The 21045-nt window shown below is 29.2% G+C and carries 22 protein-coding genes and 1 riboswitch; of the genes, 9 read left to right on the plus strand and 13 right to left on the minus strand.

All coding sequences use genetic code 11. The annotated features are described in order from the left end of the window. Nucleotides 1–9: 9 nt before the first annotated feature. A complete protein-coding gene (locus KQI18_RS06305) occupies nucleotides 10–675 on the minus strand; it encodes an anthrax toxin lethal factor-related metalloendopeptidase (protein WP_216466915.1) in 666 nt (221 codons plus the stop codon). A gap of 485 nt (nucleotides 676–1160) precedes the next feature. On the opposite strand from KQI18_RS06305, the gene KQI18_RS06310 reads away from it, so the two are divergent. Then, nucleotides 1161–1970: a carbon-nitrogen hydrolase family protein gene (locus tag KQI18_RS06310; RefSeq protein WP_216466917.1), complete on the plus strand. Its 810-nt coding sequence runs from the start codon at nucleotides 1161–1163 to the stop codon at nucleotides 1968–1970. Nucleotides 1971–2079: 109 nt separating this feature from the next. On the opposite strand, the gene KQI18_RS06315 is transcribed toward KQI18_RS06310, so the two are convergent. From KQI18_RS06315 to KQI18_RS06335, 5 genes are all read right to left on the minus strand, one after another. Further along, nucleotides 2080–3042 (minus strand): type I phosphomannose isomerase catalytic subunit, encoded by a 963-nt coding sequence (locus tag KQI18_RS06315; RefSeq protein ID WP_216466919.1) that lies wholly within the window; start codon nucleotides 3040–3042, stop codon nucleotides 2080–2082. Between the two features lie 35 nt (nucleotides 3043–3077). Continuing rightward, entirely contained in the window at nucleotides 3078–4286 is a 1209-nt protein-coding gene (locus KQI18_RS06320; protein WP_216466920.1) for a deoxyguanosinetriphosphate triphosphohydrolase family protein, read from the minus strand. A gap of 257 nt (nucleotides 4287–4543) precedes the next feature. Further along, entirely contained in the window at nucleotides 4544–5074 is a 531-nt protein-coding gene (locus tag KQI18_RS06325; protein WP_236887666.1) for a CD3072 family TudS-related putative desulfidase, read from the minus strand. 180 nt (nucleotides 5075–5254) lie between these two features. After that, complete coding sequence (locus KQI18_RS06330; RefSeq protein WP_216466924.1) at nucleotides 5255–5845, minus strand: dipicolinate synthase subunit B; 591 nt, start codon at nucleotides 5843–5845, stop codon at nucleotides 5255–5257. Continuing rightward, nucleotides 5839–6615, minus strand: coding sequence for a hypothetical protein (locus KQI18_RS06335; RefSeq protein ID WP_216466925.1), 777 nt, complete (start codon nucleotides 6613–6615; stop codon nucleotides 5839–5841). The genes KQI18_RS06330 and KQI18_RS06335 overlap by 7 nt, the downstream gene beginning before the upstream one ends. A gap of 125 nt (nucleotides 6616–6740) precedes the next feature. Between KQI18_RS06335 and KQI18_RS06340 the strand changes: the two genes are divergently transcribed. Beyond that, nucleotides 6741–7643, plus strand: a complete 903-nt coding sequence (locus KQI18_RS06340; RefSeq protein WP_216466927.1) for a helix-turn-helix transcriptional regulator — start codon at nucleotides 6741–6743, stop codon at nucleotides 7641–7643. 162 nt (nucleotides 7644–7805) lie between these two features. Here the strand turns inward: KQI18_RS06340 and KQI18_RS06345 are convergent, their stop codons facing one another. Together KQI18_RS06345 and KQI18_RS06350 are read right to left on the minus strand one after the other, a co-directional pair. After that, nucleotides 7806–8078 (minus strand): DUF1905 domain-containing protein, encoded by a 273-nt coding sequence (locus KQI18_RS06345; RefSeq protein ID WP_216466928.1) that lies wholly within the window; start codon nucleotides 8076–8078, stop codon nucleotides 7806–7808. A 10-nt stretch (nucleotides 8079–8088) separates the two neighbouring features. Further along, nucleotides 8089–8448, minus strand: a complete 360-nt coding sequence (locus tag KQI18_RS06350; protein WP_216466930.1) for a hypothetical protein — start codon at nucleotides 8446–8448, stop codon at nucleotides 8089–8091. A gap of 305 nt (nucleotides 8449–8753) precedes the next feature. Here KQI18_RS06350 and vanR point away from each other — a divergent pair, with 305 nt between their 5' ends. The 4 genes from vanR (at nucleotide 8754) to KQI18_RS06370 (ending at nucleotide 12410) form a co-directional block, all read left to right on the plus strand. Further along, nucleotides 8754–9449, plus strand: a complete 696-nt coding sequence (gene vanR, locus KQI18_RS06355) for a VanR-ABDEGLN family response regulator transcription factor (RefSeq protein ID WP_216466931.1) — start codon at nucleotides 8754–8756, stop codon at nucleotides 9447–9449. Beyond that, a complete protein-coding gene (locus KQI18_RS06360; protein ID WP_420372065.1) occupies nucleotides 9427–10560 on the plus strand; it encodes a sensor histidine kinase in 1134 nt (377 codons plus the stop codon). The genes vanR and KQI18_RS06360 overlap by 23 nt, the downstream gene beginning before the upstream one ends. A 276-nt stretch (nucleotides 10561–10836) precedes the next feature. Further along, nucleotides 10837–11814, plus strand: coding sequence for a D-alanyl-D-alanine carboxypeptidase family protein (locus KQI18_RS06365; protein ID WP_216466934.1), 978 nt, complete (start codon nucleotides 10837–10839; stop codon nucleotides 11812–11814). 122 nt (nucleotides 11815–11936) lie between these two features. Continuing rightward, nucleotides 11937–12410 (plus strand): GNAT family N-acetyltransferase, encoded by a 474-nt coding sequence (locus KQI18_RS06370; RefSeq protein ID WP_216466936.1) that lies wholly within the window; start codon nucleotides 11937–11939, stop codon nucleotides 12408–12410. Nucleotides 12411–12693: 283 nt separating this feature from the next. Here the strand turns inward: KQI18_RS06370 and mgtA are convergent, their stop codons facing one another. The 4 genes from mgtA to KQI18_RS06390 form a co-directional block, all read right to left on the minus strand. Continuing rightward, complete coding sequence (mgtA, locus tag KQI18_RS06375) at nucleotides 12694–15366, minus strand: magnesium-translocating P-type ATPase (protein ID WP_216466937.1); 2673 nt, start codon at nucleotides 15364–15366, stop codon at nucleotides 12694–12696. A gap of 345 nt (nucleotides 15367–15711) precedes the next feature. Continuing rightward, nucleotides 15712–15871: riboswitch (M-box (ykoK) riboswitch) on the minus strand. Nucleotides 15872–16003: 132 nt separating this feature from the next. Beyond that, nucleotides 16004–16462: a VOC family protein gene (locus KQI18_RS06380; protein WP_216466939.1), complete on the minus strand. Its 459-nt coding sequence runs from the start codon at nucleotides 16460–16462 to the stop codon at nucleotides 16004–16006. 78 nt (nucleotides 16463–16540) lie between these two features. Continuing rightward, a complete protein-coding gene (locus KQI18_RS06385; RefSeq protein ID WP_216466941.1) occupies nucleotides 16541–16795 on the minus strand; it encodes a DUF3795 domain-containing protein in 255 nt (84 codons plus the stop codon). 49 nt (nucleotides 16796–16844) lie between these two features. After that, entirely contained in the window at nucleotides 16845–17690 is an 846-nt protein-coding gene (locus KQI18_RS06390) for a helix-turn-helix transcriptional regulator (RefSeq protein ID WP_216466942.1), read from the minus strand. 128 nt (nucleotides 17691–17818) lie between these two features. Here KQI18_RS06390 and KQI18_RS06395 point away from each other — a divergent pair, with 128 nt between their 5' ends. Continuing rightward, the gene (locus KQI18_RS06395; RefSeq protein ID WP_216466944.1) at nucleotides 17819–18661 is read left to right on the plus strand and encodes an MBL fold metallo-hydrolase; all 843 of its coding nucleotides are present in this window, start codon (nucleotides 17819–17821) and stop codon (nucleotides 18659–18661) included. Between the two features lie 123 nt (nucleotides 18662–18784). Here KQI18_RS06395 and KQI18_RS06400 read toward each other — a convergent pair whose 3' ends face one another. Further along, complete coding sequence (locus tag KQI18_RS06400; RefSeq protein WP_216466945.1) at nucleotides 18785–19252, minus strand: methylated-DNA--[protein]-cysteine S-methyltransferase; 468 nt, start codon at nucleotides 19250–19252, stop codon at nucleotides 18785–18787. A gap of 281 nt (nucleotides 19253–19533) precedes the next feature. On the opposite strand from KQI18_RS06400, the gene KQI18_RS06405 reads away from it, so the two are divergent. After that, complete coding sequence (locus KQI18_RS06405; RefSeq protein WP_216466947.1) at nucleotides 19534–20769, plus strand: DNA polymerase Y family protein; 1236 nt, start codon at nucleotides 19534–19536, stop codon at nucleotides 20767–20769. 38 nt (nucleotides 20770–20807) lie between these two features. Then, complete coding sequence (locus tag KQI18_RS06410) at nucleotides 20808–21041, plus strand: hypothetical protein (RefSeq protein ID WP_216466948.1); 234 nt, start codon at nucleotides 20808–20810, stop codon at nucleotides 21039–21041. The last annotated feature ends 4 nt before the right edge of the window (nucleotides 21042–21045 follow it).

Below are 21045 nucleotides of genomic sequence, written 5' to 3' on the forward strand. Positions count from 1 at the left end.
TTTTAAATTTTATATAGCGCGTTTATCTAAAGTTTTGAAAAAATTATACGTTAACGGACTTGTCTTTTTGAGATATGCTTTAGTCTCATCACTTAAGTAATAATGTGCAAAAGCTTCTGCAAAAAACTCCTCTTGGTAGGTTCCTAAGTAATTTATATTCCCTAATGTCGCTTTTTCTTTACTAAATATATATCTGAATTCTGGCGATTTTGATATATTATTAAAAACAAGTTTATCTAAAGAATGTGCTGTCTCGTGTAATTCTAGGTTCAGCGAACTGTGACCTCTACCTGGGTTGCTATAACCTATTCTAGCGACTACAGTTTTTCCACCTAAACCAGGTACATCATCCCATGTTTTACCTGTGTGTTCCCATCCTCTTGGCACTACTCCTCTAAGATACGTATACTCAGATACATCAGTTATTTTACTGTTAGTCAGTGTTATCTTTGAGTTCCTTTGTTTAAGTTTATACAAATACTTTGGATTAATATGCGATAACCTCTTCATCATATTATAGGCTTCTTTAGTATTGTAATCTCCCTGTGGCAATTCAACAATATGTTTAACCGGCTCTATATTTTCAATCATTGCATTAACTTGACTGTTTAAGCCTATTGCTAAGGTTAGAATCAGTGAATATGCAACCGGCAGCAATTTTTTACTTTTTGCCATAATAAAATTACACCCCTTATTTAATTTTTATATACAACTACCCTATTTATCATTGTATATCTAAGTTTAGGATAACATTTATATACTTCTTATTCAATAAATTTACATTATTTGGTAAAAAATAACACAAAAAACTATAGTATTTGTCCGCCAAAACAAAACTATAGCTATTGTGTTTTTACTTTTTTGTAAAAACATATAATTTTTTCAAAACTTTAAATAGAAATTAAGAATTTAACTCTAACTAAGATACTTGTCAAAATCCTAATTAGTAATTAATATCTAAATAATACAACATTTTTAAAATTTTTTGTTACAAAATGTTGTGAATAATCATTTTTTTGTAGTGAAATAATATTTTTTTACTTTTTTCATCTGAGATATAAACTTTTTTCTACTCTTAAACATCAACTAATCCCAAAATCATACCACTTTTAAAATATGATATAATATCATAAAAATATAAATTCAAGGAGAGATTAAAAATGAGTAAATATAAAATTGCTGTTTGCCAAATGAAAACTACAGATAATAAAAAGCAAAATATTGATAATGCAGTTAATATGGTAAATACCGCTAAAAATAATGAAGCTGAATTAGTAATTCTTCCTGAAATGTTTAATTGCCCTTATGAAAACAAGTACTTTCCTGAATTCGCAGAAGAATATCCAGGTGTAACTTCTCAAGCTATGTCTAATTTAGCAAAAAACAACAATATTTACTTAGTAGCTGGTAGTATACCAGAATTATGCGATGGCAATATTTACAATACTTGTTACTTTTTTAATAAAAATGGAGACTTAATAGGCAGACATAGAAAAATGCACCTATTTGATATAGACGTAAAGAACAAAGTATACTTTAAAGAATCCGATACTCTTTCAGCTGGCAATAAAGTTACTATTGTAGATACAGATCTTGGAAAAGTAGGTATCGCTATATGTTACGACATCCGATTTCCGGAACTTTCTAGAATAATGGCTTTGGAAGGTGCCGAGATTATAATTCTCCCTGCTGCTTTTAATATGACTACAGGACCTGCTCATTGGGAGTTATCTGTTAGGATGAGAGCTTTAGATAATCAAGTATTTTTTGTCGGTGCTGCTCCAGCTAGAAATAACGAAGCCTCATACACTGCATATGGTAATTCTAGAATAGCAAACCCTTGGGGAGAAATCATTGCTTCAGCTGATGAAAACGAATGTATTATATATGCTGATATAGATAGAACTATGATAAATAGTATAAGAGAGCAATTGCCCCTTCTTAAACATAGAAGGACAGATGTATATTAATTGATTTTAATCAGTTATTAATATCCCATAATACAATTAATAAATGTTTTTGTACAATAAAAAGGCTACTTATTATAACATTATTAAGTAGCCTTTTGTACAAATATTTTTATATTTTTGTAAGTATAAATTGGCATCTTCCTTCTATTTTTATTTCTCCTGTATTTGCTGGTATAAAAATACTGTCGCCTTTAGAAAAATCCATTGTAAACTCTTTATTTGTTAGCCTTCCATCACCCTCAAGTGCAATTACTGAATTGAAGCTAGACTCATCAACGTTTATTGTGCAATATTTAAGTACATCATACTTAAATACTGTAAAATATTTGCATGAAGATAATTTTCTTTTAGTATAATTATCAAATTTTTCAAATTTGTCTACTATATTAATATGTTCATCTATTTTTTTCAATTTTACTACATCAATAGCTTTATCTATATGTAGCTCTCTAGTATTTCCATTTTTATCTACTCTTCCAAAGTCGTATATCCTATAAGTCTTATTTGAGTTTTGTTGTATCTCACATATTACTATACCTGCGCCTATAGCATGTATAGTCCCAGCCTCAATAAAAAAAGCATCTCCTTTTTTCACGGGTATTTTATTTAAAACCTCAAGAACAGTGTTATCTTCTATTCTCTGTTTAAATTCCTCTTTGGATATATCTCTATTCACTCCATAGTATAAAAATGAATCTTCTTCGCAATCCATAACATACCATAATTCTGTTTTTCCGTGTTCTTTCTCTATTCTGAGTGCGTATTCGTCATCAGGATGAACTTGAACAGATAAGGAAGTTTTTGCATCTATAAATTTTATCAAAACAGGAAAGTCATCAAATTGTTTGCAATTTGTACCCAATCTCTTTCTACCTATTTTTTTTAAATAGTCACCAAACTTAAGTCCTTCGTAAGTACCGCTTGCAACTATACTCTGCCCATCTTCGTGATTTGATAACTCCCAACTTTCGGCAACTTTATCTAAATCAACTTTTTTATTGTATAATTTTTTAAGTTTAGTTCCCCCCCATAGATAGTTCTGAAAGGCAGGTTTTAACTTTACTATCTCCATTATAAAATGTCCTCCACATCTGTTTACTAACTTGTTTATCTAAAATAAGATCTATACTGTATTTTAAATTTGCTCTTTGGAAATAAGGTTTCATATAGGTTTATAAAATAATCATCGGTCATACTAGCTATATAATCTACAACTACTTCATCAGAATTAATTTTAAGCTCACCTTTATTATCTTTATAAAAACCCCTTAACTTAGGATGATTTACATGATGTCTGTAAATATAAGAACTATAATTCTTATTATCTATGTCCTCTATAAATGTATCGTACAAGCCAAATAACATATGTCTTATCGTCTCATTATAAACATCATCGATCTTTGGGTTTCTATATATTATTTTATTGTTCTCATTTCTTAAAGCCAAAAAATCACTGTATACTTTATCATCAATCTTTAAATAATTTTTACCATAGCTATTTTTTACTATATTTGACACCATCTTTTTTATAATCTCTCTGTTATCTTTACCTAGTATTCCTATATGATCAAAGTCATCGTCAGTTCTAAGCTTTGCTTTTATTGCATCCTGCCTATCCCTGCCAACATATGCTACCATATCACTAATTCTAACTACACAACCTTCAAGAGTAGCTGGTCTCATCTGGTTAATAGCTTCTTTATCCAAACAACATTCTTCAACTCTTTTATTTAATTCCTCAAAACCAAATATCTTAGAAGGTTCAAAATGTGAAAAATCTTTGTCTCCATTATGACATAGAATTCCATCAAGTGTCTGAAGTGTCAAATTACTGTTAGTTATCTTTTGTAATACTCTAACACTATGTACATTATGTGTGAAGTATCTCTTAGTATTTTTATAAAATTTTTCGTTTAAAAACTCTTCTCCTTTGTGTCCAAACGGTGTATGACCGATATCGTGACCGAGAGAAATAGCCTCTATCAAATCTATATTAAGGTTTAGTGCCTGTCCTATTGTTCTGGCTATTCTAGATACAAGCTGTACATGTAAACTTCTTCTCGTAATATCATCATTTAAATAAAATGAAAAAACTTGTGTTTTATCAGAGTATCGATTATAAAATAAATTATGAAGTATCTTATCAGTATCAATTACGAAACTAGACCTGATTAAATCAGACTTACTCCTCGATTTATCTATTCTAAATGCTTCATTATCTTTTGTTGCAAATTTATTTAAATTTTTATTTCTTTTTTCAATTTGTTGTTTAAGTAATTCTTGTTGAGATGGATCTAATTGAAAATACTTTTCCATATTATCACAACTCCCAGTGTTTATTATAAACTTATTATCATATAATTAATATAAAAATTACTTATTTTTTATTCAAATTTTTCAGTATTATACTATTATATCATATGAAAGAGAGCGAATCTAATTTAAATCCACTCTCTTTTATATAAATTAATTTTTGGATCCATCATACAAGAAAATTATTATATTTATCTTGTATAAAGATTGACTAAAAATTATTTTCGATATATATTAATCACCTTCACAATCTTAATCTATCATAATAAAAACTCTAATAGTACATCTTGCTTTAGGGCTGTCATAGGTATATTTATTTTATTTTCTACTAACATATAAGATAGAGTTTCCATAAATACTCCCTTTTCTTTTTTTAATGTTCCTCGTTTAATTTTCTCATCAAGGCGCTGACACCTAGAGAGTTCTCCCCCCCAATTTGCACAAAAACTAGTATCAATTCCACAGCTTGGACTTCCATCTATCCCAATAATCCCTAAAACTTCAAACCTCTCCTTATTCTTTAAGTACTCCTTCATTTGCAAGAGATAAGGAATAAGTATTTCCCTACACTTTTCCTTAAAAAATGGATTGTCGAACTGATCCTTTGAATGCCCCCACCTGTCAGATCCATACATTAAAAATTCAGGGCACGGCAGTTGTATTAACTGAACCCTATTTTCTGCTGCTTGATTTAAAAATCTAACTCTATTGCATTGTTCTTTATTAATAATCTTATCGGTATTATAAAAAATTTTAGATGCTGTATTAAGTACACAATGACTTACAAACAAAATCTTTTCCACTCTTTAATCAATTCCAATCTTTAATATATTTATTAATATCTATACTATAAAAACTAAAAAAATAATCTTAAATACTTATATAATTGTTATTTATTATTTAAAATTATCTTTTATAGTTAAAAGCTATATGTAAAAAAGCCAGTTATATAACTGGCTTTTTTATTATAATTATTTTTTATAGTTCTCAATTATAATAGGTTGTATTTGAACCTTATCAAAAGCTAATTCAACTGTCTCCACAAGCTTATCTAGATCAGCTGTCATACTACTAGGCTTTGAAACCGGATTGTCCTGTCCAAACGGTGTAAAATAAATATTTTCTGTATTTATTAACTTCATTAGATTCATTCCATTCATACCTAGAGCATCATTGGTACATGGTGCAATCACAAGAGGATGTTTATTTCTTAGAGTTGCTTTTGCTGCCATTAAAACTGCTGTATCAGTGATTCCGTAGGCAAGTTTTGCTATTGAATTACCTGTCATAGGTGCTATAACCATCATATCCAGTGGCATAATAGGTCCAAATATCTCAGCCTCATCTATTGTATAAATAACATCATTTCCTGTTATATCTTTTAATTCATCTAAAAACTCATCTCTATCGTGAAATCTTGAGCTACTATTGTATACAATATCTGTAACTACTGGATATACTTTAGCATTTAGTTCTACTAGTTTTTTCATTGGCTCTATAATTTCTTTTATTGTACAAAATGATCCTGTTATACCAAATCCTATTTTTTTACCTGTTAGCATGACTTCACCTTCCTATAAATATTTTTAGCTAGTATCTCTCCTGCAAACTTCACTGCGCATTTGCTTGGTATACTTGATAATACTACAAAATTTTCATTTATGCTCTTCATATACTCCACATCAAATCCATGAGGTTTAGAAGATATATCTATTATTAGAGTATCTTTAAATCTTTCTATATGCTCTCTTTCTAAAACTTTATTCGGAACTGTATTTACAATTACATCAAAAGAATAATTGTAAATGTCTTCAATGTATACTGGTTTCACTCCATTGGCTATAGCTCTAGCTTCTTTAACATCATTTCTCACTAAAGTATATGCATTTGCATTCAATCCGTTTAATCTTTTACATAAATCTTGACCACACACACCATAACCAATTACCAGTATATGGCTATCAAATACTGGCATATTCGTACTTTGTATGATATGTGATATTATACCTTCTGATGTTGGTACAGCATTCATGACAGATACACTTTTCTCCTCCATCAGAGGAAAATAATCTAGCTTATAAATGTCGCTCATTTTTTCTAAGAAGTTATTTCTTACACCTGACAATAATAATACATTTTTGCTTAGAGATTCAAAAAATCTATCATTGAATTTTTCTATGTCGACATCTTCTTTAAAAGGAAATAAAATAAAGTCTAAATCTTTAAGATTATCAAAATTTTCCTCTATTATTGCTCCTTTTTCCTTTAAATACGAACTTGCATAGTCGTATCTATCGTCATCTTTTATTATCAGCCCTCTCAGATTGAACACCCCCTAAATTCACAAGTCTAATGTTATTTTATGCTTTTTAAACCTTTCTGTGATAAAACATAAATATAGATTAACAAAATAATATGTATGCTATAATGTGTTTATTATATTTTAGAGGTGATAGTATGCAAGTAAGCCGATTATTTCAGATAGTATATATATTGTTAGATAAAAAAAACATCACTGCGAAAGAATTAGCTGATCGTTTTGAAGTTTCTGTAAGGACAATATACAGAGATGTTGATACTCTTTGTAGTTCTGGTATACCTATATACACAAGTCAAGGACGAGGTGGAGGAATTAGTATTTTAGATAACTATGTACTGAACAAATCTCTGCTTACAGATGATGAGCAAAAAGAAATTTTAATAGGGTTGCAAAGCCTTCATGCCACTAATTATCCCGAAATAAAAAAACTAGATAATAAACTCAGCAACTTATTTAGTAAAAACGATCAAAATTGGATTGAAGTAGATTTCTCACGATGGGGAGGAAAAAACGAAGAAAAGGAAAAGTTCAAGATATTAAAAGACTCTTTGATAAACAAAAATGTTATAAAATTCTGCTACTATAATTCTAATGGCGAGCAAACTACACGAGAAATAGAACCTTTAAAACTTATATTTAAAGATAAGTCATGGTATATCATAGGATTTTGTCTACTAAAAAATCAATTTAGGATATTTAAAATATCAAGAATTTCATACTTACAAATAACAGATAAATTTTTTGAAAGGGAATTACCCGAAGGACTTAATTTAATTAAAGAAAAGGATCATGATTGTGAAAACTTAAATATAGTACTAAAATTTTCTGATAGAATTTCTTACAGAATTTACGATGAATTTGCCTTAAAAGATATACAAAAAGATAATAACGGTAATCTTATTGTGTCATTATCATGCCCAGAAAACGAATGGCTTTACGGGTATATATTATCATTCGGAGTGTATGTCAAAGTTATTGAGCCAGAGAAATTAAGAGACATCATAATTGATAGGATCAATAAAATGTCGAAGTTGTATTAATAATTACTTAATACTAATTATATATTTAATTATAAAAAATTGCTTAAAAAAGAAATAAACTTCAATAAGTGTTTATAGTGAGCAAAAAACCACTCTTTGCAGTAAGAGTGGTTTAAATAAAATTAAATATTAATTTATAGTTGTTAGTCCTCAATAATTATATTATTTTTTTATTCTTTCTTTTAAAGTTACTTTAATTGTATCTCCTGGTTGTTTTCCTATTTTCTCTCTAATATCTTTTCTAATACCTATTATATGGCAAGGTGTTTTCATTCTCACTAGACTCCCATCATAAGGCTCTCCGTCAAAAGTAGCATGAACAGGTACTCTTCCCTTCCCAAATTCTTCTTTTACATCAAAAGGGATTTCAACATAAGCTCCGTTAATATCAGGAACTTTTTTTATCTCTGCCACGAATTCATATAACTTTTCCATATTATCTCCTCTATATATTTCTCTTATCTTCTATTATTCTATCCCTAGTCCTCTTTATAAAGTTCCCCGACATCATTCCCATAAAAGTAAATATAAAGTATAGTACACCATAATAAGTAGCAGAACTATTGTAAAACATAAATATTGTTGGTAAAAACAACAGCGGTATAATTAATACATACATTAGATTAAAGCTGTTGTTATATCCAAAAAATACACTTATTATGATACATGCGATTGGATTTATTAAAATTAAAAGAGCAATTGGTACGCTCTTGTCATCGATAAATTTATTCATAAATGGAACTATGTAAAATAAAATTACAAATATCCCAACATATAATGCCATACTATTTTTTAATTTGTTCAAATTCTTCACTCCTTTAGAGTTATGCTTTATTTTTTCTATTTTAAAATAAAATATACACTCTTGCTAAAAATATGATTAATATCATCTCAATTTTCCATAATTATACTATAGAAAATTTTATTAATCAACTTTCGTTTATATTTTAGATTATATATCGATTTTACTAAAGTGTAGATATATAATATAATTAACAGGCATCTTAAGGATTTCTTAAGAAATTAATAAACTTTAATTAAAACACTGAGACGTGAGTTTTGTTATGATTAATTTATCGAATATAAGACTTATCAATAAAAGGAGGAACAATGAGCATTAATATTTTAGTAGTCGATGATGAAAAAGAAATAGCAGATCTAGTTGAACTCTATCTGAAAAATGAAAACTACAATATATACAAATACTATAGTGCAAAAGAAGCTCTAAATTGCATAAATAATACCGATCTAGATTTAGCAATAATAGATGTTATGATGCCAGATATAAATGGATTCGAGCTGTGTCAACAAATTAGAGAAAGACACAACTTCCCAGTAATAATGCTAACTGCTAAAGTTGAAGATATAGATAAAATTACTGGACTTACTTTAGGTGCTGATGATTATATTACCAAACCTTTTAATCCATTAGAAGTTGTAGCTCGTGTCAAAGCACAACTAAGAAGATTTACCAGGTACAATGAAGGTTCTCAGGCTCAGAAATATATCATAGACTATGCGGGACTTGTTATGAATAAAAATACATATAAATGTAGTCTAAACGAAAAAGAACTGTCTCTAACCCCTACTGAATTTTCTATACTATGGATTCTTTCTGAAAATAGAGGTAATGTAGTCAGCTCTGAGGATTTATTTGAAAAAGTGTGGGGTGAAAAATACTTTAGCAATAATAACAATACTGTTATGGTTCATATTAGACATCTACGTGAGAAGATGAATGACACTACAAGTGATCATAAATTTATAAAAACTGTCTGGGGGGTTGGCTATAAAATTGAAAAGTGATATTTCAAAACTTAAGAATAAAATATTTTTACATATTTTATTTGTTACTATAGTATTTAGTTTAATCGGACTTTTTATTATTTTATCTATGACTAATGGAGTCTTTTCTAACTTCGTTAGATCTATTCTTGAAAATGTCTTTCTGATGGATTCAAACGGATCATATTATTTCTATAACGATATAATTAGAGGAAACAAAAGTATTCTCCTAGTAATTACATTTATTATTATACTACTTATAGGCTTTTACTTTGCACTTTCAAAACTAACAACCTACTTTAATCAAACGATTGAGGGTGTCGATAAGCTACTTGACGAAAATCATGAAACTATCAAACTATCTCCAGAACTTGAGTTTATGGAAAATAAATTAAATACTGTTAAAAAGACACTTCGAGATCGAAAAGAACAAGCACAAGAAAGTGAACAAAGGAAAAATGATTTAGTTGTATATTTAGCGCACGATATTAAAACCCCTCTTACTTCTGTTATAGGGTATCTAACATTATTAAATGAGGCATACGACATGCCCGTTGAACAGAGAAAAAAATATACAGATATAGCACTAGACAAATCATTAAAGTTAGAAGACTTAATAAATGAATTCTTCGAGATCACAAGATTTAATCTTCAAAATATAGAATTGAAAAAAGAAGAAGTTAACCTTTCTCTTATGTTAAAGCAATTATCTGATGAATTCTACCCTAGTTTTTCTGCTAAAAGTATTACATGTAATGTATTTAGCGATGAAGATATTTATATAACATGTGATGCAAATAAACTTGCGCGTGTATTTAATAACATACTAAAAAATGCTCTAACATACAGTTACGACAACAGTGAAATTAAAATTATAGAAAAAAATTTTGGAAACTATGTAGAGATAACTTTTCAAAACAAGGGTAAAAAAATACCTGACCATCAGCTAAATACTATATTTGAAAAGTTTTACAGATTAGATTCTGCTAGGTCTACAAATACTGGTGGGTCCGGACTCGGATTAGCCATTGCAAAAGAAATTGTAGAACTTCACGGAGGAAAAATACTTGCTAATAGCAATAATGACTTTACTAATTTCATAATAAAATTACCTAAATCGAAGTTAAACTAGTACTTAAAATAACTGCCATAAGCCCTTTAATCAAGTTTGTTTTTATATAATAATCGTATAGTTTATCTATTCAGTATTACTATATATAATAATTTGAATTAAATGGTTTTTCGGCAGTTTTATTATTTTTTGTTATATTAAATATATTCACAATACCATTCCTATTTAATTTTAAGGATATCTTAAGATTTAAATAAGTTTGATTTAAAACATCGTTCCCTGATATTTAGTTAAATAGTGTTATAAAGAATTAATTATCTAGGGAGGATATACAAGATGTCTAAAAAAAAGAATAATAAAAAATTAAAACCATTAAATATCTTTATACCAACTATACTTTTTCCAACTATTTTACTTTGTATTACTTTATTAATAGTATATAATACAGGTAAATATCAAAATTGGAGCAGCAAAACTATATCATCTAATTCAATTGGATTTAAGAAGTTTAATAACAATAATTCTAATATTAACGAGATTAATAATATCAATAGCAAAAATGCTATACTCGTAAATAATGATAATGGCAAAATAATCGCTCAAAAAAATAGTGACTCTAGATGCTACCCTGCATCTCTTACAAAAATAATGACTGCTCTTGTTGCCATAGAAAATCTAAATAATTTAGATACAAAAATACCAATTAAAAGCAGTATCTTTAACTCTCTAAAAGACTCTAATGCCTCAATGACTGGTTTTTTGCCTGATGAAAAAGTAAAAGCAATTGATTTACTTTACGGTATAATATTGCCTTCAGGGGCTGAATCATCAATTGCTGTTGCAGAGTACATTTCGGGATCTGAAGATGAGTTTGTAAATCTTATGAATAAAAAAGCTAAAGAATTAGGAATGAAAAACACTCACTTTACCAATGTAATAGGCTTACATAACTACGATCATTATACAACAGTATACGATTTATCTATTCTACTTGATTATGCTCTAGAGAACGAAACTTTTAGATCTATATTTACAACAGAAAAGTATTCAACATCTCCTACAAATTTAAATTCTGCAGGTATCACATTTAGAAGTATTACTTTTGAAAAAATAGATGAAGAAAATCTAGGTAGAGGAAAAGTGATAGGTGGAAAAACTGGATATACAGATAAGGCAGGTCTTTGTTTAGCCAGTCTTCTTGAAAAAAAGGAGAAAGAATATATTTTAATAACTACTGGTGCAGATAAAACAGCTAAAAAATCTGCTTCAAACATAACAGATGCTTTTAATATATATAATACTTATTTTCACTAATTCTTGAACAAATTTTGATATTTAGATATACAATAACTATATAAAACTATATTTTTTTATTAAGAATTATTATTAATTAATTGCATTAAAACAATCATATGTTTTGAGAAAGGAGTTTTTTAATGGAAAATAACTATCAAATCAGAACATTTAAAGAAGAAGATTTGAGACATGGTTTAAATTTAGCATGGAATGTATTTCTTGAGTTTGTCGCTTCTGATTATACATATAATGGTGTCGAGAGCTTTAAAAATTTCATCGACTACGATTCTATGTTAGAGCTTTATAAAAATCAAACTATGAACTTTTGGGGATGCTTTGATGGAGATGAAATTATAGGTGTAATGGCCACAAGAAATAAAAATCATATTGCACTTTTATTTGTAAATAAAAATTATCATAAACAGACTATCGCTGCTAATTTATTTACCACACTCACTACTTACCTAAAGGACTTTGCATCAGTAAAAAAAATAACTGTAAATGCTTCACCTTACGCAATAAATTTCTATCTTAAACTTGGTTTTTCTAGATTATCGGATGAACAAATTGTTGATGGTATGAGGTTTACACCTATGGAATATTTTATAAATTAAATTCCTAACATAATTGCAATATATGAGAGATTATAAAAATTATACTGTTTCTACTTTACTTTCTATTATCAATAAAAATATAGAAGAAAGAGACTTTAAATTAAAAAAGCAACTACAATTTACTAATTTGTGATAGCTTTAATTGCTCAGGTTAAACTTCTTAACCTAATACTTTAAGCTCTCAATTTTGTAAATTATAGTTGCTTTTTCATTAAATATTCTTATTTATTATTTTTACTTACATTAATTGCTTTATCTATATTTTTATTTTAAACATGATTTCTTATAAAAATTCACCATGTCTTCTTATATAGATTTTCTTTATAACAGTTACTAATAGCATATAAGAAGCTATGATAAGTCCTAACCATGAGTAGTAGTATATAGGGAGAGCTGCCATACCCAAACTAGCTCCTAGAGGAGTGTATGGAAGTATCGTTCCAACTGCTATTCCTATTGAAGTAAATAAAGTAACCGAAAGTGATGCCCTACTTTGTATAAATGGCAACATTGGCGTTCTTATCATATGGATTACTAAAGTCTGACTCCATAAAGATTCTACGAACCATCCAGCATGGAACAATGCCATAAACATCGTTTTGTCTACTCCTGCATCTCCATAAAAACCACCTAGTGCAATTGGACACACAACAAAGAACATAACTATATATGTTACTATGTCGAACACTGAACTTGTCGGTCCGATCCAAAACATAAACTTACCTATGGAAGATGCATCCCATTTTTTAGGCTCTCTAATGTACTCTTCATCTACATTATCCCATGGCATTGAAACACATGAAATATCGTATATTAAATTTAGGACTAGAATTTGAATAGGTAACATTGGTAAAAACGGTAAGAAGGCACTGGCCACTAATACTGAAAACATATTACCAAAGTTTGAGCTTGCTGTCATCTTTATATATTTTATAATGTTTGCAAAAGTCTTTCTACCTTCTTTAACCCCTTCTTCAAGAACCATTAGATCCTTTTCAAGAAGTATAATGTCTGCAGATTCTTTGGCTATATCAACTGCAGTATCCACAGAGATACCTACATCTGATTCTTTCATTGCTGCAGCATCATTGATACCATCACCCATAAATCCAACTGTATGCCCATTTTGTCTTAAAATTCTCACTATACGTACTTTTTGCATAGGTGAAAGCTTTGCAAACACAGTTGTTTTTTCTACTATTTTAGATAGTTCATCATCATTCATATTATCTATATCTGAGCCCAATAATAAATTGTCTACTTCTAATCCAACTTGCTTACAAATTGATCTTGTTACGGCGTCATTATCTCCTGTAAGAACTTTAACTCCTACTCCATGATCTTCAAGCGCTATTATTGCATCTTTAGTTGTTTCTTTTGGAGGGTCTAAAAAAGCTAGATATCCCATTAACACCATATTTGACTCATCACTTACAGAGAATAACCCCTCTGTAGTTGGATTAGTTTTTTGAGCTATAGCGATAACTCTCATTCCCTTAATATTTAAATCTTTTACTGTATTGAGAATTTCAATTTTTATTTCTTTAGTTAACTCAACTACTTTACCTTCATACTCAGCCCAAGAACAAATGCTTAACATTTCTTCAACAGCACCCTTTGTAATCAATTGAGTTTTTTGTTTTTTATCTTTTATTACAACGCTCATACGTCTTCTATTAAAATCAAATGGTATTTCATCCACTTTTTCATAATCTCTAGTTAAATCAGGGAATCCAATATCTTCTGCATGATTTAATATAGCTATATCCATTAGATTTTTTAAACCTGTTTGATAGTAGCTATTCATAAATGCATGGCGCAAAATTCTATCGTCACTATTTCCATGGATATCTAAATGGTACTCAAGAACAACCTTGTCTTGTGTAAGAGTTCCTGTTTTGTCAGTACAAAGTATATCCATTGCACCAAAATTTTGTATTGAGTTCAAATTTTTAATTACAGTTTTTTTCTTTGACATTTTAACTGCACCCTTTGCAAGGTTTGTGGTTACTATCATCGGTAACATCTCAGGTGTAAGACCTACTGCAACTGATAAAGCAAATAAAAATGCCTCCATCCAATCTCCCTTTGTAAATCCATTTACAAAGAAAACTATCGGAACCATACATGACATAAATCTAATTAATAACCATGAAACTGAATTTACACCTTTTTCAAAGCTTGTTTCAGTTTTTACTCCTACTATAGACTTAGCCATTGATCCAAAAACTGTTTCATTTCCTACAGAAACGACAACCGCACTTGCTGATCCACTTATAACGTTACTTCCCATAAAAGCTAAATTGCTACTATCTAGATGATTTTTAACAGAATCATCTATTGCATCAGGAAGTTTTTCTAACGCCTCGCTCTCACCTGTTAGAGCGGATTGACTTATAAATAAATCTTTTGCTTGAATTATACGAACATCTGCTGGAATCATGTCTCCTGCTGATAAGTGCACTATATCTCCTACAACGACTTCGCTAAGTGGAATCTCTTTCGCTCCTAAACCTTTACGTTCAATATTAGCAGTTACTTTTACCATTGCTTTAAGCTTTTCCGCTTCATTACCTGATCGCATCTCTTGTATAAATCTTAAAACACCACTTATTGTAACCATAGTTAATACGATGATAACTGCTGTATAATCTTTTTCTCCTGGAGCCGCCATTAGTACATCTGTGATAAATGATATAAATGAAAGTACTAATAGTACTATTGTGAAAGGATTTATGAAAGCTTCTATCAATCTTTTAAAAATAGAGTCCTTTTCATCGTGATCAATTATATTTTCTCCGTAATCGTCACGCATATCTTCTACTGAAGTATACTCCAAGCCCTCTGTTGAAGTGTTAAATTCCTTTAAAACTGTATTTACATCTTTTTTTGCTATATCTAGTAATCTATCTGTTGATATTAATTTTTCTTCTCTAATTAAACTTCTTCTAGTCATTATTTATACCTCCTTGTTATAATCTCTCCAAAATTTCCTGGATATATAAGGACATAAAATAATAAAGAAGTAATTCCTATAAATTAATTATTAAATTTTCATATAAAAAACCTTAGGTGGAAAAACGAACCGAGGAATAGCGTCAGTCTCGTCAATCCCTTTACTTCGTCTATCAAATTTTATGCCTTTGCTACTTTCAGGGTCCATTTTGTTCACCTCCATAATTTAAAATATCTATATAAACCCATAAATGGGGAAAATTAAGAAAACTAAAAAATCCCTCGCCAAAGCATAAGCAGTGACAAGGGATAAAAGTCCGCATTAAATAAACAACTGAAAAATTTACAGTCATCTCACCGTTCAAGCTTTAGCTTCGCAGGGCAATGTAATTGCATTAGATTATGCCTTGTTTATCGACATAAACTGCTAACCATCTCATAGTGTCTCCACTATTTTGCGGCAGCAACCCGTATCCCTGCGGTAACCTCACCTACCGAGTTTATTTGGTTCTCTCTTTATTTAGTATATGTATTAAATTTTAATTTGTCAACCTCGAGTTGTCATCTATTTATGATATTTAGATATAAATTTCTGTAGTAAATGTCTATTTTTAGCTATAATTATTTTTGTCCATTAACTAAATACAAGATTTTATAAAATCAATTGGATGCTGGGTTTTAGTAGCTATTTCTTCAATTGATAATCCTTCTTTCAAAAATCTCTTAACTACACTAGCCATACTTTCTCCTACTTCGATTATATGACCATCTAGGTCATAGAACCTAATTACACTTTGTCCCCAATCATAACTTTTTATATCGTGTAAAAATGTTATGTCTGGATATTCTTGTAAACGCTCTAAAAATCCAGGTAAATCTACTGTTTCAAAGTAAAGTTCAAAATTATTTGACTGATAGTTAATATCTTCTTTTTTCAAACCAGTTAACCAATCAAAATCTTGCTGAATGGATAATCCACAGTCAAATGCTATATTTGTCCCAAAATCCGATTCAATTTGTAAACCAAATAAATCTTCGTAAAACTTTTTAGAAGCATTTATATCTTTAACTGCAATAAGTGAACATGAAAACTTCATAATATATCTCCTTAATTATAAAATATAAAAACTTTTAATTTTTGTTTTTTAGAATTATAAACTTCCACTTAAATTTTTTTATGACCAAATTTTACATTGTTCAACTCTCTTTCCATCATCACCCTGATCTTTATCATATGAAAACGCTACAAGCAATTCACATGCAAATTTGCTACATTCTCCGCAGTGATTGTATTCTTTGCTTTCACAACATGATTTTATTGGACAGACTTCGCCCCAAAATGGTTTTTGAATATTTAAACACCCTATGCATTCTACTTCATCTTTGTATCCACATTTATCACATAAAAGTCCACATCTAGATTCTATCATTGTATCTCCTTTCAAATTATATAGTTTATATACTCATTTATATAATAGACTAATACTTAAATTCTTCATTGTAAAAATCGGACATGTTTTCCATAAATGACTTTGGCGTAACTCCGCAAATTGCTTTAAAATCCTTAATAAAATGTGATTGATCATAGAATCCAAAAATCTGTGCATTATCTGCTAAGTTATAATTTGTGTGTTTAAGTATATTAATAGTATTATTAATTCTTACTAATTTTAAAAACATCTTAGCGCTCATTCCTATATACTCATTAAATAATCTATTTAACTGTCTTTCACTTATATATTGCGACCCAGCAAGCTCCCTTATAGTCATAATGCCACTTACTTTTGAAGATATAATTAAAGAAGATTCAATAATTGAATTAGATTTCTGGTTCTTTTTTAACTCTTCAATAAATATACTGTTCATAGAAGTAATTAAATCATCCAAACTTACTGAGTTTTCCAGTGCATAGATAATTTTTTTATACAAGCCTTTATCTATATTTTCTATCGATGTTTGAATATCACAAAGCTCTGACTGTTTTATCCCAGTTATAGCATGTAGTCCCCCTGGTAAAAATTCTATAAAAAATCTTACTTTATCGGTATTTATATCATTTTCTACAGTAACTATTTTAGTAGTAGCCCCCCATAAATACATACTGAAATCATTATCTTCATATGTACAAACTATGCAACCACTTGAGTCTGGAATTAAATTTAAATAACCCAAGTCAACATTAGTATTAGTTTGTCCTCTATCTGGTATAGATACTGTATAATGCGCTATATATTTACTAAGAATAGGATGTGGAAAAATATATGTATAATTTTTATTTGATATTATATGATAATGGTCTTCTAACAAAATACTTTCAAAATACATAAACTTCCTCCTATTCCATATATCGTTGTATTAAATTGTATTATACAATTGAAAATTTAAACTGTAAACTTATATTCTAATGTGGTATTCTAATCATAATTATAAAATAATTTTGGAGGTAAAAATTAATGATAAAAATAACATCCTTGCTAGAAAACGTTAGCAATTTTGATAATTTGAGATCAGAACATGGTTTATCTCTATACATAGAAAAAGACAATTTAAAGTGCTTATTAGACACTGGTGGTTCAGATAAATTTATAGAAAATGCTAAAGAACTAGATATAGATCTAAATAATCTGAATTGGGTTATAATTTCCCACAACCATTCAGATCACATCGGTGGTCTCGAGACGCTTCTAAAGCACAATAAAAATGTTAAAGTAATAATTAAAAGTGATGCTAAGGGTGCCTTTCATTATAAGAAATTATTTGTAAGTAAATACATTGGAGTTGATAGGTATATATTTGAAACATACAAAGATAGAGTCTTCTTCTTTACTAAAGGCTGTAAAATTTCAGACAACTTTTACCTAAGATCTGATACTGTAAAAGATCCTTATTTTATCTGTAAAGATAAAGCTCTTAAGGAAAGAAAAAAAGGTAAACTCGTACCTGACGAATTCAATCACGAATTATTTCTAACTATTGAAGAAGGTAATAAAGTAGTCGTAGTAAGTGCATGTAGTCATAGTGGAATAGTTAATATTGTAAATACTACGAAACTTCTCTATCCAGACAAAGAGATTTCTCATATCATCGGTGGATTTCATATGATGGGATTTGGCATTAAATCTCTTAACTGTAACGAAAACTATATAAACGAGGTGGCTGATATACTCGATAAATCCTGCACTGAAGAAATTCTTACTTGTCACTGTACTGGGAAAAAAGCATATGAGATCATGAAAAATAGAATTGGAGATAAAATCTCATACCTGTCAACGGGAGAAAGTATCTTGATAAATTAGCTATGATTTTATATTTTAATTTTATTATCAAGATTAAAATATATGTTATAAAATCATAAAAATAAGGGAATGTCTCAAAAAACAAACAAAGTTTTGAGCAATCCCTTACATTATATAGAATATCTAACTATTCTTTTCTTCTAAATTTAATAAGAACTCTTTTACATCAAGTCCTCCACCATACCCTACTAATTTTCCATTCGATCCAATTACTCGGTGGCATGGAATGAATATAGAAATAGGATTTTTATTATTTGCTAAACCTACAGCTCTAAAAGCCTTCGGGCTATTTACTTTTTCTGCTATTTCCTTATAGCTGCAAGTCTCACCATACGGAATAGTTTTTAATGCTTCCCATACTTTAAGTTGAAACTCTGTTCCGCATGGTTCAAGAGGAATATTAAAATCTTTTCTGCTTCCGGATAAATATTCATTAAATTCATTATATGCCTGTCTTATCAACTTGGTTTCTTCAACATTTTTACCGTCTAAATTTATTTTATTTTTAAAATATAATTCTGTAATAGCTCTTCCATTATCAGCAATAGCCAATTCGCCGATCTCTGTTTTGTATACAAATATATTATTCATAACATCCTCCTAAAATAAGTGTTTAAGCGCTTTTCTGTTTGATTTTAATTAAATCACTATTTTTTGTTGCTAACACAGTTTGCTTGTATTCTTCTAACCTATTAATTTATCTATATATCATTTTTAATTTTCTTTATTTAAATTATATCAGTAAGTACATACGTTTGCTATATAAAAAAGTAAATATTCCAGCCTTTACCTGTAGAATATTTTATACCTTATTGAATATAATAGAACATAAGTTCTGTTTTTGTGGTAAAATAATATATGAGGTGGTTCTGATGGATAGAATTATATTACATTCTGATATAAATAATTTTTATGCTAGTGTTGAGTGCCTATACAACCCGTCTATTAGAAATGAGCCAGTAGCTGTTGGAAATAATTCAGATACTACATACGGAGTTGTTTTAGCAAAAAATTATTTAGCTAAAAAGTTTCAAATTAAAACTGGTGAATCTCTATGGGAAGCAAAACGAAAATGCCCTGAATTAGTAATAGTTCCCGCAAATTTTGATAGATATCTAAGATTTTCTAAAATGGCTATAGCAATTTACAAAGATTACACCAATCAAATAGAATCTTTTGGGCTTGATGAATGTTGGTTAGATGTTACTAATAGTCCTTATGGGGATGGCGAGACGATCGCTAATACAATTCGTAAAAGAATAAAAAGTGAACTTGGCGTAACTGTATCAATTGGCGTTAGTTTCAACAAGATATTCGCAAAATTGGGTAGTGATCTAAAAAAACCTGATGCCACAACTGTTATACATAGAGATAATTTCAAAAATGAAATCTGGAATCTGGATGTTAGAGAACTATTATGTGTAGGTAAATCTACGCAAAAAACATTAAAAAAGTATAATATATTTACCATAGGTGATCTTGCAAACACCTCCCCTAAATTTATAAGAAGAGTTCTAGGTAAAAGAGGTGAAGAAATATGGAGTTTCGCAAATGGTTATGATTCATCAACTGTTTCTGAATTAGGCTCTAAAACTCCAATTAAAAGTATTGGTAACTCTACAACAACTAAGAATAATTTAGAAACTTATGATGAAGTTAAAATTATACTTCAAAAACTTGTAGAAAGTGTAACTGAGAGACTTAGAAAACATAAGTTAGTGTGCAGCACAATCCAGATTACAGTAAGAGACAATACTCTATTTACATATGAGCGTCAAGTAACTTTAGATATCCCCTGTTCTAGCACAAATGAGATATTTGACAAATCATTTGAGTTATTTAAAACGCATCATAGTCCTTTTTTACCAGTAAGAAAACTTGGCGTACGTGCATGTAATTTATCAGATGCAAACATAACTCAGCTTTCTTTTGACGAACAGTTTATCGATGTTCAAAAACACGAAGAACTTGATAAAACAATAGACTCTCTAAGATATAGATTTGGCCACTTTGCTGTACAACGTGGCGTCTCACTTGTAGACACAGAACTTTCAAGTCTTAATCCAAAAGACGACCATAAAATCCATCCAATAGCTTGGACAAAATAAATTAGGTTGAAAATATCAATAAACATTAGGAGGGCCTTATGAAAGAAAAAGTTTTCGTTGAAATAGTAGCAAAATATACTCACGAAGGTACAATTCGCCCCCTAGCGATACTTTGGGACGATGGGCGTGTTTTTGAAATAGATAAAATCACCGACGTATGTAGAGCTGCATCTTTAAAATCTGGGGGCGCTGGCATAAGGTACACCATAACTGTAAAAAATAAACAAAGATACTTGTATTTAGATGAAGATCATTGGTTTATTGAATCATAAAAGT

This window comes from Metaclostridioides mangenotii, assembly GCF_018917235.1.
Classification (GTDB): domain Bacteria; phylum Bacillota; class Clostridia; order Peptostreptococcales; family Peptostreptococcaceae; genus Metaclostridioides.